13 protein-coding genes are annotated in these 14,338 nt (G+C 43.1%); 7 read left to right on the top strand and 6 right to left on the bottom strand.

The features are described from left to right. Positions 1-238 precede the first annotated feature (238 nt). Both mioC and asnC read right to left on the bottom strand, forming a co-directional pair. Positions 239-685, bottom strand: a complete 447-nt coding sequence (mioC, locus tag GKR48_RS10695) for an FMN-binding protein MioC (RefSeq protein WP_132496975.1) — start codon at positions 683-685, stop codon at positions 239-241. Between the two features lie 91 nt (positions 686-776). After that, positions 777-1,238 (bottom strand): transcriptional regulator AsnC, encoded by a 462-nt coding sequence (gene asnC / locus GKR48_RS10700; RefSeq protein ID WP_036950600.1) that lies wholly within the window; start codon positions 1,236-1,238, stop codon positions 777-779. 161 nt (positions 1,239-1,399) lie between these two features. Here asnC and asnA point away from each other — a divergent pair, with 161 nt between their 5' ends. Continuing rightward, complete coding sequence (gene asnA, locus GKR48_RS10705; RefSeq protein ID WP_154628077.1) at positions 1,400-2,392, top strand: aspartate--ammonia ligase; 993 nt, start codon at positions 1,400-1,402, stop codon at positions 2,390-2,392. Here the strand turns inward: asnA and viaA are convergent, their stop codons facing one another. After that, complete coding sequence (viaA, locus tag GKR48_RS10710; protein ID WP_154628078.1) at positions 2,393-3,850, bottom strand: ATPase RavA stimulator ViaA; 1,458 nt, start codon at positions 3,848-3,850, stop codon at positions 2,393-2,395. Next, a complete protein-coding gene (gene ravA, locus GKR48_RS10715) occupies positions 3,847-5,370 on the bottom strand; it encodes an ATPase RavA (RefSeq protein ID WP_154628079.1) in 1,524 nt (507 codons plus the stop codon). Before ravA ends, viaA begins: the two co-directional genes overlap by 4 nt. Before the next feature lie 392 nt (positions 5,371-5,762). On the opposite strand from ravA, the gene rbsD reads away from it, so the two are divergent. The 6 genes from rbsD to rbsR all read left to right on the top strand — a co-directional run bounded on the left by rbsD (position 5,763) and on the right by rbsR (position 11,631). After that, entirely contained in the window at positions 5,763-6,182 is a 420-nt protein-coding gene (gene rbsD / locus GKR48_RS10720) for a D-ribose pyranase (protein WP_154628080.1), read from the top strand. A gap of 7 nt (positions 6,183-6,189) precedes the next feature. Beyond that, entirely contained in the window at positions 6,190-7,704 is a 1,515-nt protein-coding gene (gene rbsA / locus GKR48_RS10725) for a ribose ABC transporter ATP-binding protein RbsA (RefSeq protein WP_154628081.1), read from the top strand. Then, positions 7,701-8,663 carry a ribose ABC transporter permease gene (rbsC, locus tag GKR48_RS10730; RefSeq protein ID WP_154603245.1) on the top strand — a complete coding sequence of 321 codons (963 nt, stop codon included), beginning with the start codon at positions 7,701-7,703 and terminating at the stop codon, positions 8,661-8,663. The genes rbsA and rbsC overlap by 4 nt, the downstream gene beginning before the upstream one ends. A gap of 39 nt (positions 8,664-8,702) precedes the next feature. After that, positions 8,703-9,593 carry a ribose ABC transporter substrate-binding protein RbsB gene (gene rbsB / locus GKR48_RS10735; protein WP_132496970.1) on the top strand — a complete coding sequence of 297 codons (891 nt, stop codon included), beginning with the start codon at positions 8,703-8,705 and terminating at the stop codon, positions 9,591-9,593. A 103-nt stretch (positions 9,594-9,696) separates the two neighbouring features. Then, a complete protein-coding gene (rbsK, locus tag GKR48_RS10740) occupies positions 9,697-10,620 on the top strand; it encodes a ribokinase (RefSeq protein ID WP_154628082.1) in 924 nt (307 codons plus the stop codon). Positions 10,621-10,629: 9 nt separating this feature from the next. Further along, positions 10,630-11,631: a ribose operon transcriptional repressor RbsR gene (gene rbsR / locus GKR48_RS10745; RefSeq protein ID WP_442959367.1), complete on the top strand. Its 1,002-nt coding sequence runs from the start codon at positions 10,630-10,632 to the stop codon at positions 11,629-11,631. On the opposite strand, the gene mdtD is transcribed toward rbsR, so the two are convergent. Next, positions 11,628-13,040 carry a multidrug transporter subunit MdtD gene (gene mdtD / locus GKR48_RS10750; RefSeq protein WP_154628083.1) on the bottom strand — a complete coding sequence of 471 codons (1,413 nt, stop codon included), beginning with the start codon at positions 13,038-13,040 and terminating at the stop codon, positions 11,628-11,630. The two genes, rbsR and mdtD, sit on opposite strands and share 4 nt — an antisense overlap. 45 nt (positions 13,041-13,085) lie before the next feature. After that, entirely contained in the window at positions 13,086-13,778 is a 693-nt protein-coding gene (locus tag GKR48_RS10755; protein WP_154628084.1) for a FadR/GntR family transcriptional regulator, read from the bottom strand. Positions 13,779-14,338: the final 560 nt, after the last annotated feature.

Below are 14,338 nucleotides of genomic sequence, written 5' to 3' on the forward strand. Positions count from 1 at the left end.
TCTTTTATTAGGATCGACGGTTTCTGTGGATAAGTGATTTTTCACTTTAAAGATCATCAAAGTGTAAAGGATCATATACTGTGAATGATCCGTGATCCTTTTGCGTATAAGCTGGGATCAAAACAGGGACTTATGCACAGGCCTTGGCTGACCTAAAACTTATAATCTGGATAACTACCGGTTAATACCATGATCTTACCGGAGTTATCCACAGTTGTTTGCGGTTATTTTGAACAGATCAGAGTTCGTTTGCCCAAATTTTAACCCATTCTCCTGCGGGATCTTCAGGAATTTCGTGTTGTTGAACATCAATTTCGAAGCAATCACCGATCCTTTTTGCACCATGATCCTGTAATAAGGTATCTAGGGTATGGATCGCACCACAAAAAGTGTCATATTCCGAACTGCCAATCCCCACTGCGCCATACTTGATCTTACTCAGGTCTGGTGACTGAGATTGAATTGCTTCGGCTAAAGGTTGGATATTTTCGGGAAGATCCCCTGCGCCATGTGTTGAGCTCACCACCAGCCATAACCCTTCAAGTGGTAAGTCATCCAGTTCAGGGCCGTGCTGTATATCCGTTTCATAGCCGAGTTCTTCTAAAATCTCTGCCATATGCTCCGCTACATATTCGGCGCTGCCCATGGTACTGCCACTAATTAAAGTTACTTTTGTTACGCTCATGGTTACTCTCTTTCACATTAACAGGGCGCTATTGTACGCTGTGAATGAGCTGGGATCTACCTGTGGATAATGTGGTTATATCATTTTTTTTCTACGGGGTGATCGTTCGCATGATCGGGTTCTGTAAGGAGATCAGCGTTTCGGTTGACTGTATTTCGTCAATGGTCTGAATTTTGTTGATAAGTACGTCTTGAAGAGAATCTATCGAGCGGCACATTACCTTAATAAAGATGCTGTATTGACCCGTCGTATAGTAAACCTCTACGACTTCCTCTAAGGCATCCAACTTTTTGAGGGCGGTATGATAATCCTTGGCACTTTTTAAAATGATCCCGATAAAGCAGCAGACATCAAAACCCAACTGTTTTGCGCTGATATCGATACGGGTTCCTTTTATGATCCCTGCCTGCTTCATTTTTTCCACGCGCACATGAATAGTCCCAGGACTTACCGAGAATTTTTTGGCGAGTTCCGCATAAGGTGTACGTGCATTGACCATTAATTCGTGAAGTATGTCACGATCGAGATTATCGATTTGATAATTTTCTGGCATTATTTAGCCCTCATTTTGATGATTATTCATTTTTATACCCATTTTTTTAATCAAAATAAACAGTAAAGGCTTTTTTTAATGATGGATATTGAATTTATACCTCATTTTGTTGCTTAATCTACACATCGGCTAATCACAGCTAACAAATTATGGGTAAAATTATGGACAAGTCATTCATCGAACATCAGCAACAAATCAGCTTTGTTAAATCTTATTTCTCACGTTTACTTGAAAAAGAGCTTGGCTTAATTGAAGTTCAAGGTCCTATCCTGAGCCGTTTAGGTGATGGTACACAAGATAACTTATCAGGCTGCGAAAAAGCCGTTCAGGTAAAAGTGAAATCAATTCCTGGTGCAACGTTTGAAGTGGTTCACTCTTTGGCTAAATGGAAACGCAAAACCTTAGGTCGTTTTGGTTTCAGCGAAGGTCAAGGCTTGTACACACATATGAAAGCGTTACGTCCGGACGAGGATCGCTTAACCCCAATCCACTCCGTCTATGTTGACCAGTGGGATTGGGAAAAAGTGATGGCAGATGAGGATCGTACACTTCCTTATCTGAAGCAGACAGTGGGTAAAATCTATAAGGCAATAAAAGAAACAGAAGCTGCCGTAAGTAAAGAATTTGGACTGGCACCGTTCCTGCCAGACCAAATTCACTTTATCCACAGCGAAGAGCTGCTAAAACGTTATCCTGACTTAGACGCAAAAGGTCGTGAGCATGCGATTGCGAAAGAATTGGGTGCAGTATTCTTAATCGGTATCGGTGGAAAATTGTCAAGCGGCGAATCCCACGATGTGCGTGCACCAGACTACGATGACTGGACAACCGAAAACGAAGATGGCTTCAAAGGCTTAAACGGTGACATCATTGTTTGGAACCCAGTATTGCAAGACGCATTTGAAATCTCTTCAATGGGGATCCGTGTCAGTCCTGAATGCTTAACTCGTCAACTCGGATTAACGGGTGATGAAAAACGTATGGAGCTGGAATGGCATCAAGCGTTAGTGAAAGGTGAAATGCCACAATCTATCGGTGGTGGTATTGGCCAGTCTCGTTTAGTGATGTTACTGCTGCAACGTCAACATATCGGTCAAGTTCAGTGTGGTGTTTGGTCACCAGAAATGACTGAAACTGTTGAAGATATGCTGTAATTAGCGATTAAAACGGCGCAGTAGTCTGCTTTTTAGCCCTGTATCAAAGCGCCAGATATGATCAAATATCTTCATGATACCGGGCTTCCCATAATTTGAGACTGATACCGCATGGAAGCGGTATTTACCAACCTTCTGAAGGGATTTAATCTTCTGAATTAACTCATCCGGCAAGCGCTGAGCCACAAAGTCCGAAATGACAACCGCATCGGCATCACTCCACTGTTTTGACTCCAATTTTACCGTTGTTTCTCGTAAACATGCCACCAAGTCGGTTCCACCACGGAATGTTTGATGCAAGAAGCGCATGTATTGTTCTAAGCCATCCGCAGAGAGAAGGTCATAATGAACAATTTCAGTGGAAAACAGCATCACGTGGCAAGCTCGGTTATCCGCCAGCGCGATTTTCATTAAGGCCAGACAGAACGCTTTTGCACAACGCTCATTAATTCCACCCATAGAACCTGAAGTATCGATACATACTACAAATGGTCCTCTGGGCTGATCTTCATGTTGATGATGGGTTACTGGGCGTAAAACTTTGCGTTCTTGCCAGCTTTCCCCTTGTAATCGATAGGTTATAAGCTGCTTCTCTAATAACTTGCGGTAGAACTCAAATTCAATATCTTCAAGCCCTAACATCGCAAGCTCTGCCGGTAATAACCGCAGAATATCGTCACTCTGGTTTAAGCCATTCACTTGCTCAGGGACGGTTTCGGGGACTTTTTCCATCACTGTCATCGGCTCAAGGATCACATTGTCATCAAGAATAGACTTAGCAGATTGGCTACGCCCCAGTAACTGAGCAATTTTTTCCAGCTCGGGTTGCTGGCGCAAAAAATCACTGTAGCGAGCGATTAATTGATCATTATAAGACGCTGGGTGACTAAACCCTTTACTCAGATCCCATAATCGCCCAGAGGAACGTTCATTTTCCCCTAGAATATCCTCAAGATTACCGCTCAGTGCTAAACGGCGTTGTAATTCCGCCAGCAATTGCTCTTTTTCTTGCTCTAAGAGTTCTTTATGTAATGTAGTCACCTGCAAAATCAAGCTAATACGCCAACGTTGAACAATCAAAGATTGCCGTGCACTGCGATTTTCAATTTTTCCCTTTTGCAGCTGTAGGGCTTCACGGTAAAACGGGGAATCTAATTGCTCGAGCCGTGCTATCACGTCAGGCAATTGGGTGAAAAATGTATCAGTGGGAATGCCCAATGACTTCTGATATAGCCCAAACTCTTCAGAAAGTTGCTGAGGAACTAGCGCATCTTGCAGCTTCTGTTTAAGGTCTTTTTTCCAACTGGAGAGATCTTTTAATAGCGCCTTTTTCAATCGAGGATGCTTTTCAAAGAAAACCGCCAGCTGTGGGGTGGCAAGAAGAGAAATAATAATCTCTTCAATCAGCTGGCTTTCATTCACTGAAAGCAATAATTCGAGGGACGCTAGGCTCATCATAATGAGTTAGCCACCTTTCCCATAATTTGCTGGCGGAGCTGGGTCAATTTATCGCTCAGTTTAATAAAGCTCTCTTCAACATCTGCTAGCCAATGGGCCTCGATAAACAGGTTAGGTTGCTGCTTTTCAAATTGGTATTTCGCCCCTTGGATCTCATTTTGGATGGCATCAAGCTTATCTAGCCACTCTTTATTATTGGTTGTCGGCGCCGCTGTAGGGTTTTTATCTTGTAAATATAAGGTTGATGCTTGATGGCTAACATCTAACAGCTGAATTTGGTTTAAATTATTCACTTCAGCCGCCAGCTCTTGTGCGAAACCAATCCCATTAAGATGAGCGGATAAGGTGGTGCCTTTATTGAGGAAATTCACCAGTGATTTTTTCTCGGTGGTAATAAAGGTCACTTTCATATTATGTAGCTGTAATGGGCGATGCAAAAATAGGGTTACACGCCCTTCACCAATATTCTCTGGTAACACATAAGAGGCTTTTCGTGCGAACATCGCGTTATTTTTTAAAACTTTAAATGCATCTTGGTTATTTTGATCTTGGGTGGATGACATCCACTGTTGGTAAACCTGCTCAATTTCTCGCGTAAATTTACGCTGTTGCCAGCCATCTTCCTGCACTAATGACTTGAGCAATTGCGGCAGTAAGTTCATTGACTGCATATCATGCCATAGGCAATCTTTGAGCAGCACAATATCCAACGGCGAAACGGAGTTTCGACCATTAAAGAAGGCGCTAGCCTGCAATAAATAAACGGCTTTTTTCCAACGCCTATCAGAGACATATAAATTTTTCTCTGTGGCATCAATCTGTTGGCGTAATTGGTAAATCAATTCAAAACAGTGATCGGGCAGCGAAACCTTGGGAATTTCTTTTTGCCATTCTCGATACTCTTCTTCACTGATTTTTAGGTGATCAGGAACCAAATTCTCTTCTTGTTGAGATTTGCCTGTCAGCAGCGCGCGGAAATTTTGCTTCTCTTGTACTTTATCCAGCCAAATTCGCAGCAGCATCCTATCAAATAGCGCTTCAAGACTATTATCCGCATCAGGTAGCTCGTTGGATGCAGTGACTAGCAAACGCATTGGGATGTTTTTTTCTTCATCCCCATTACGGAATTTGCGCTCATTAATGGCGGTCAGTAAAGTATTTAAAATGGCAGGGCCTGCTTTCCAAATCTCATCCAAAAACACCACTTCCGCATCGGGCAGGTATCCTTTGGTTAAACGCTCATAACGCCCTTCATCTTTTAAGGCTTGAATGGAAAGTGGACCAAAAATCTCTTCAGGGGTAGAAAAGCGCGTCATTAAATATTCAAACGCATTTGCTTGGCGGAAGGCATATTTCATGCGGCGGGCAATTAAGCTTTTCGCTATCCCGGGAGGTCCCAGCAAAAACACACTTTCCCCACTGAGCGTGGCGAGCAAACACAAACGAATAGCTTGTTGACGTTCATACAAGCCACCTTCAAGGTAGTTGCTTAATTGGGCTATCCGTTCTGCTAATTGCATAAGGTGTTCCTTTTCTCTAAATAACTCGTCTAAGGGTTAGAGGGAGATGGTTATTGACCACGCTATTGCTAGGTTATCCGTCCTTTTATTCATTGTGCAATCAGTTTTATGATTTTTCTTTGATGTTATTTAGGATAAAGAGCAACAAATCTAACTTGTAACGAACAACTGAGTATTAATTAAGCAGGAACGATTCAGCGACAACTTATTCAATAAGTTAGCTTTTTATGCGTAAAAATAGGCTAACGAAACGTTTCGATAGTGATCACAAAACCAAGATAAGAACATTGAGTTGTGACTGTTCTTTACTATTATTGTATAAGCGAAACGTTTCGCTCATGCAGAGCCGAAACTCAAAAGTAGAAAAAACAGACTAAAAACGGTGGTAAAGAATGAAGAAAGGTATGTTGCTTAACTCAAATGTTGCTTCCGTGATTGCCAAACTGGGTCATACTGACCATATCACGCTGGGTGATGCCGGCCTGCCAATTCCAGACAGCGCTGAACGTATTGACCTCGCTGTGACGCAAGGACTACCGGATTTTATGTCTGTTTTGCGGGTGATCACCCAAGAAATGCAGGTAGAAAAAGCGATACTTGCTCAAGAAATCAGCAAAATAAATCCGCAAATGGAAAAAGCCATTTTAGCCCATCTTCATGAATTGGAAGCGGCACAGGGAAATCACATTGAAGTCATTTATTGCAGCCATGAGCATTTCAAACAACGAACTCATGATAGTAAAGCCGTGATCAGAACAGGGGAATGTTCACCCTACGCAAATATCATTCTTTGTTCCGGTGTGACTTTCTGAGGTGACTATGCAACCTTTATTAGAACTAATCGGCATTGATAAAGCTTTCCCCGGAGTAAAAGCACTCTCTGGAGCCGCTCTAAAAGTCTACCCAGGTAGAGTGATGGCGCTAGTGGGAGAAAATGGTGCCGGTAAATCCACCATGATGAAAGTGCTCACGGGGATTTACAATAAAGATGCGGGAGCGATCCGTTACCTTGGTAAAGACGTGGCATTTAATGGTCCAAAGAGTTCCCAAGAAGCGGGGATCGGGATCATTCACCAAGAGCTAAACTTAATTCCAGAATTAACCATTGCTGAAAATATCTTTTTAGGTCGCGAGTTTGTAAACAAGTTCGGCAAAATCGACTGGAAAAAAATGTTCAGCGAGTCAGACAAACTGCTCCAACGATTAAACCTTGATTACGATAGCCACCAAACTATCGCCGAATTATCCATCGGTGAACAACAAATGGTGGAAATTGCCAAAGTTCTCAGCTTTCAGTCTCAAATCATCATTATGGATGAACCGACGGATGCACTTACCGATACCGAAACCGCCTCACTCTTTCGCGTGATTGAAGATTTAAAATCCCAAGGCTGCGGGATTGTGTATATCTCTCACCGTTTAAAAGAAATTTTCGAAATTTGCGACGACGTGACCGTTTTTCGTGACGGTCAGTTTATTGGTGAAAAGCCCGTCAGTGAATTAGAAGAAGAAAAACTGATTGAGATGATGGTCGGACGTAAGCTGGAAGACCAATATCCGCGAGTCGATGTGCCTGTTGGTGATATTCGTCTTCAAGTTGAAAATGTTTCTGGTCCCGGTGTCACCAATGCCAGTTTCACGCTAAAAAGCGGTGAAATTTTAGGTGTTTCAGGTTTGATGGGCGCAGGACGTACAGAGTTGATGAAAATCATCTACGGCGCAGCACCGAAAAAATCCGGCAATATCCAGCTAGAAGGCAAAAACGTCACCTTAAAAACCCCACAAGATGGTTTGAATAACGGCATCGTTTATATTTCGGAAGACCGTAAGCGCGATGGTTTAGTACTGGGGATGTCAGTAAAAGAAAATATGTCCTTAACGGCATTAGGTTACTTCAGCCACTTTGGTGGCACATTAAAACATGGCGAAGAGCAAATGACCGTGGGGGATTTTATCCGCTTATTTAATATTAAAACCCCATCCATGGACCAAATTATTGGCAACTTATCTGGTGGTAACCAGCAAAAAGTGGCTATTGCCCGTGGATTAATGACTCGACCGAAAGTGCTTATCCTTGATGAGCCAACCCGTGGTGTCGACGTTGGGGCAAAAAAAGAGATTTACCAACTAATCAACCAATTTAAAAAAGAAGGGCTGAGTATCATCCTTGTATCTTCAGAAATGCCTGAAGTGATTGGGATGAGCGATCGCATTTTGGTTATGCATGAAGGGCATATCAGCGGCGAATTCTCTGCCAAAGAAGCAACGCAGGAAGCCTTAATGGCGGCCGCAGTCGGTAAAAATTACGGCTCAGTTCAGGAGTTAACAGCATGAGTTCAACAACCGCACCATCAAAACGCTACTTCAGCAAAGCATGGCTAATGGAGCAAAAATCCTTAATCGCCCTATTAGTCTTAATTGCGATTGTTTCAACCCTAAGTCCTAACTTTTTTACGGTCAATAACCTGTTTAATATCCTGCAACAGACTTCTGTGAACGCGATTATGGCAGTGGGAATGACGTTAGTGATTCTGACTTCAGGCATTGATTTGTCTGTGGGATCTCTATTGGCATTAACTGGTGCTGTAGCCGCATCGATGGTCGGCGCTGATGTGAATGCCTTTGTTGCTGTCGCGGGTGCATTAGCGCTCGGTGCTGCCATTGGTGCATGCACAGGGGTGATTGTCGCAAAAGGTAAAGTCCAAGCCTTTATCGCAACGTTAGTCATGATGCTATTACTACGTGGTGTAACCCGTGTTTATACCGATGGCAGCCCAATCAATACGGGTTTTAGCGATAACGCCGATTTATTTGGTTGGTTTGGTATTGGTCGCCCGCTAGGTATTCCTACCCCAGTATGGTTAATGGTAATTGTCTTTGCTGCGGCATGGTACATGCTGCACCACACCCGCTTAGGTCGTTATATCTATGCGTTAGGCGGAAATGAATCAGCGACCCGCTTATCCGGTATTAATGTCGATAAAATTAAAATTATCGTTTACTCCCTGTGTGGTTTATTAGCAGCGCTGGCGAGTGTGATTGAAGTGGCACGTTTATCTTCAGCTCAGCCAATGGCGGGTAACGGTTATGAACTGGATGCGATTGCTGCGGTGGTACTGGGTGGCACAAGCCTTGCTGGTGGTAAAGGGCGCATTGTTGGTACGCTGATTGGTGCGCTGATCTTAGGTTTCTTAAACAATGGTTTGAACTTATTAGGTATTTCGTCGAACTACCAAATGATCGTAAAAGCCGTTGTGATTTTATTAGCTGTACTTGTTGATAACAAAAAATAGTGATTCTGACCCCTACCCGATAATGACAGGAATTTTCTTATGAAACTGAACAAATTAGCGACTTTATTTACCGCTTTTGCACTAACAGCAACCGTCAGTGTGAACGCGATGGCCAAAGAGAGCATCGCGCTGGTTATTTCAACCTTGAACAACCCATTCTTTGTGACCATGAAAGATGCGGCACAAAAAGAAGCGGACAAACTGGGCTATGAACTGATTGTTTTAGATTCTCAAGATAACCCAGCGAAAGAGTTAGCGAACGTCCAAGATTTAACGGTACGTGGCACCAAATTAATGCTGATCAACCCAACTGACTCTGACGCAGTGGGTAACTCTATCTTGATGGCTAACAAAGCGAAAATCCCCGTGATCACCCTAGACCGCGCCGCTAACAAAGGTGAAGTGGTGAGCCATGTTGCCTCTGATAACCGCATGGGCGGAAAAATGGCGGCAGACTTTATCGCCAAGAAAACGGGCAATGACGCCAAAGTTATTCAATTAGAAGGGATTTCTGGAACGTCGGCAGCTCGTGAACGTGGTGAAGGTTTCAATACGGGTGCGAAAGAGCATAAATTCAACGTATTAGCGAGCCAGCCTGCGGATTTCGACAGAACTAAAGGCTTGAACGTGATGCAAAACTTATTGACTGCACACCCTACTGTTCAGGCTGTTTTTGCACAAAATGATGAAATGGCTTTAGGTGCGTTAAGAGCATTACAAACTGCCGGTCGTGATGACGTTTTGGTGGTTGGTTTTGATGGTACAAATGACGGTATCAAAGCAGTTCAAGGTGGAAAGTTAGGCGCGACGATTGCTCAACGTCCAGATCAAATTGGTATTGTTGGAGTGCAGATCGCAGATAAAGTATTAAAAGGCGAGAAAGTCGAAGCAACAGTTCCTGTTGAATTAGAACTCGTGGTAAAACAATAATTCTATATAAAGTAATAATCCTTGATAAAACAAGAAGATTGATAAATCGCCGTGAAACTTAGCGGCGGTTTATTTAATTGCGTAGCAAAAGGACATAAATGTGATGGCAGCAGCTAAACTGGTTGTTTTAGGTAGTATCAACGTTGACCACATTCTGAATGTGCAGCAGTTTCCCCAGCCAGGCGAAACAGTAAGAGGTGATAGTTACCAAGTTGCTTTCGGTGGCAAAGGTGCCAACCAAGCGGTAGCTGCAGGTCGTAGTGGCGTTGATATCACATTTATTGCTTGTGTCGGTGATGACGATGTAGGCGTCAGCATCAAAAAACAACTGCAAAAAGATACGATTAAGATTGATTGTATTGATTCAGTTGCCGGTGAAACAACGGGTGTTGCACTCATTTATGTGAACGGGCAAGGCGAAAATATTATTGGGATCAACGCGGGAGCCAATGGTCATCTTTCTACAGAACGACTGGCCGCATATCAGCAAAAAATTATCGATGCTGATGCTTTATTGATGCAGCTTGAATCCCCGATTGAAACTGTTCAAATGGCCGCTGAGATCGCGCGTAAACACCAAACTCAAGTGATTTTAAACCCAGCGCCTGCGCAAGCGTTGCCAGATTCGCTACTGTCGCTGGTGGATGTGATCACGCCGAATGAAACGGAAGCGGAGCATTTAACGGGTATCGCTGTTAATGATGAAGAAGGCGCACAAAAAGCGGCACAAGCACTGCATCAAAAAGGCATTAATAAAGTGATGATTACATTGGGTGCCAGAGGGGTTTGGTACAGTGAATCTGGTAAGCAAGGCAAAATAATTCCAGGCTTTAAAGTGAAAGCGGTGGACACCATTGCAGCAGGTGATACATTCAATGGGGCGTATGTAACTGCGCTACTTGAAGGTCAATCCGATGAAGATGCGATTGTCTTTGCCCATGCGGCTGCCGCAATTGCAGTGACGCGTCCCGGTGCACAACCTTCTGTTCCATGGCGTAATGAAATAGACCAGTTTCTTCTTCAATAGGATTAATTTGTGGCAACAATGAAAGATGTTGCTCGCCTTGCTGGCGTGTCAACATCCACCGTATCCCATGTTATCAACCAAAATCGCTATGTTAGCGAAAGCGTCACTTCACGGGTAAAAAGTGCCATCGAACATCTCAACTATGCGCCATCGGCCTTAGCGAGAAGTTTGAAGATGAACCGCACCAATACCATCGGAATGTTACTAACCGCCAGTAACAACCCGTTTTATGCGGAAGTCGTACGTGGTGTAGAACGTAGTTGCTACGAATTGGGTTACAGTTTGATCCTGTGCAACACCGAAGGGGATTTTAAGCGGATGGATCATAGCTTAGAGACCCTTTTGCAAAAACGCGTCGATGGGCTTCTTATTATGTGCACGGAAGCGCAAGGCCCATCCAAAGCCGTATTTTCCCGCTATCCATCTGTTCCTACGGTGATGATGGACTGGTCTCCGTTTGAATCAGCCGGAGATATTATTCAGGATAACTCGTTCCTCGGCGGTGAAATTGCCACGCGTCATTTAATTGATGCGGGCTTTACTCGAATTGCCTGTATTGCTGGCCCTCAAGATAAATCTCCCGCACAAGCGCGTTATCAAGGTTTCCTTCAAGCCATGAAGGCCGCATCCCTCAATATCCATGACGAATATATTATCTTTAGTGATTTTGAGTTTTCAGGTGGTTTTGATTCGATGAATAAACTCTTGGCACTACCGAATCCCCCTGATGCTATTTTTGCGGGGAATGATGCAATGGCGGTCGGTGCCTACCAAGCTATTTACCAAAAAGGCATGAAAGTGCCTGACGACATTTCCATTATTGGTTATGACGATATTGCACTCTCTTCTTACATGATCCCACCACTCACCACAGTTCATCAGCCAAAGGATGAACTTGGTCAGCAAGCGGTTAACCAGCTTATTTATCGAATGGATAACCCAGATGCAGAACCATCTGTTTTAGTCTTAACACCAAAACTCGTGGAACGCCAATCAGTGAGGAAACGCTAATTCTGCGTTTTCTCAGATTTTTTGCCTTTGCCTTTAATTAAATTATCGCCATCGGTTTTACTGAGTAATAGAAACACAAAGGCAGAAAGTAACGTGATAGCGCCGATAGTAATAAAGGTGTAATGGAAGTTATCCACGACATTACTGTTTGGCTGGTTATCAAAAAAGCTCAAAATGGTGGCGCTCACCGCGATCCCAAAGCTAATCGAAAGTTGCTGAGTCACGGCTAGCATACTGTTGCCGGCGCTAGCATTATTATCCGTTAAATCCGCTAGGCAAATGGTATTCATAGCAGTGAACTGGGTGGACATCACCATCCCTAAAACAAACAACGGAACGATAAGCAGGTAAATTGACATATCTGGAGATTGCAGCGAAAACTGCGAGACCATCAACCCAATAATTACCGTGACAGTAAATAGCGTATTACGGTATCCAAATCGGGTTAGAATTCTTGTGACTGCGGACTTTGCCGTAATCGAGCCAATGGCCATCGGAGCCATCATCATTCCCGCGACAACGGCTTCATAACCAAATCCTACTTGCAGCATTAATGGCATTAAGAATGGAATACTTCCCGTACCTAATCGCGTGGCGATGTTACCGCTAATACCGATGGAAAAGGTTCTCGTCTTAAATAAGTTGAGCGGAATAATGGCGTGCTTAATGCGCCTTGCGTGAAGTATATAAAGAAGAAGACAAAGAAAACCGCCCAGAACAATAGCCAAAGGAATATAGTTAGACAGTGATTTATCGCCGAACAGATCCAGACTGACTGAGAGCATGACCAAGCCAAAGCCAAATAAAAGAAAGCCAAGGGTATCAAACTTACGCTTTGGCATTTTAAAATCAGGCATATGCCTTAAGGCATACACAATCCCAAGTACACCAATAGGGATATTAATAATGAATATCCAATGCCATGTGGCATAGGTGACGAGAATACCACCCAACAGAGGCCCTAAGATGGGGCCGACTAACCCAGGGATGGTGACAAAATTCAAAATAGGCAGAAGTTCACTGCGCGGATACGCCCGAATTAATGCGAGCCGCGCTACTGGCATCATCATTGCCCCGCCAATTCCTTGGATAACGCGAGAAATAACCAGCACAGTTAATGAAGGGGAAAGCGCGCAGAGTAATGACCCTAAAGAAAACAGAGAAACCGCAATGATAAAGATACGTCGAGTGCCAAATCTATCGGCAAACCAACCACTCACCGGAATTAACAGTGCAACTGTTAGGGTATAGCTCACTACGGCAGATTGCATCGCTAATGGGGAGTGATGCAAACTTTTGGCGATATCGGGCAGTGCCGTATTCAATATCGTGGCATCTAACGCTTGCATAAAGAAAGCCATCGCGGCAATCCATGGCAAACCCGACATATTTTTAGCAGTTTTAAACATCCGTTACCTATCGATAAATTTGGTGAGCGAATTCGTTCTGTTAGCTTATTTGTTCATTGTCGTTAATAAGGTATAGCAGAGATCGTAAGCTTCACGGCTATTGCCATTAATAATAGCATCGGCAAGTTGTTGATGAAGTTCCACTTCAATCGCATCATTTTCTGTTATTGCATCAAAATAAAGCTGATACACCGACCTAAAAAGATTCGCGAACGAAATTAAAAAAGGATTACAGCACGCCCGATAGATAGTGAGATGAAAGCGAAAATCAACTTTTATCCAGTGAGGCCTATCGAACTCTTTTTCTAAGGTTACCATTTCATTTGATAGTAATTGTAGAGACTGTTTTTGCTCTTCAGTGGCATTCAGTGCAGCGAAATAGCAAGCTTGGGGCTCAATGGCGAGGCGAACAACTTGAAAGTGTTTAATCACCACGGATTTTTCTTCGCTGTTAATCCACCAATTTAATAAGTCTTGGTCAAGGAAGTTCCAATTTGATGCGGGCATGACTCGTGTACCAATTCGAGGGCGAGCTAAAACCATGCCTTTTGCAGCTAATGTTTTAATGGCTTCTCTTATGGCGGTTCGGCTGGCATTAAATTGCTTTGATAATTCTAATTCGCTGGGAAGAATAGAGTCAGATAAGTAGGTGCCTTTTAATATGAGCTGTCCAAGACTCTGCGCAATAATAAAAGAGAGGTTTTTTTGTGAGGCATTTTGTTGCTTGCTCAATTCCATAATTCATCTCATACAGATACTAATCAATGATATGTTACGTGAGTAAATCAATTATTGCTGCTGAAATAGTCAAAAAACAGTAGTAATTTACGCTATTAAGTCATATTTGGCTAAAAAAAGCGCGAACGAAATAAATATGTAAAAAAAACACTTGCGAGATTTTGGGAGCTCCCTATAATGCGCATCCGTTGTCACGACAAACCGGCTCGAAGAAAACCTCGAAGCACCGTGATAACAGAGGTGAAGAAAGAAAATAGTTGAAAATAATCGCTTGACTTTCTAAATAAAAAACGTAGTATACGACACCTCGCGACAATGACCTAAAGTCGATAATCGAAAGATTAAGTCGCACCGCTCTTTAACAATTTATCAGACAATCTGTGTGGGCACTCACAGGACACTATCAAAAAAATATTTGATTTTAAGTCTTGAAGAGTGACTAACACGTTAATTCATATATATATGAACTAATAGGTAATTTGGTTTCTTCGGAAATCAAACGACAGTAAACATTCTTTGAGCATCAAGCTTTTTAATTGAAGAGTTTGATCATGGCTCAG

Source organism: Providencia sp. wls1943 (genome assembly GCF_009706275.1).
GTDB lineage: Bacteria > Pseudomonadota > Gammaproteobacteria > Enterobacterales > Enterobacteriaceae > Providencia > Providencia zhijiangensis.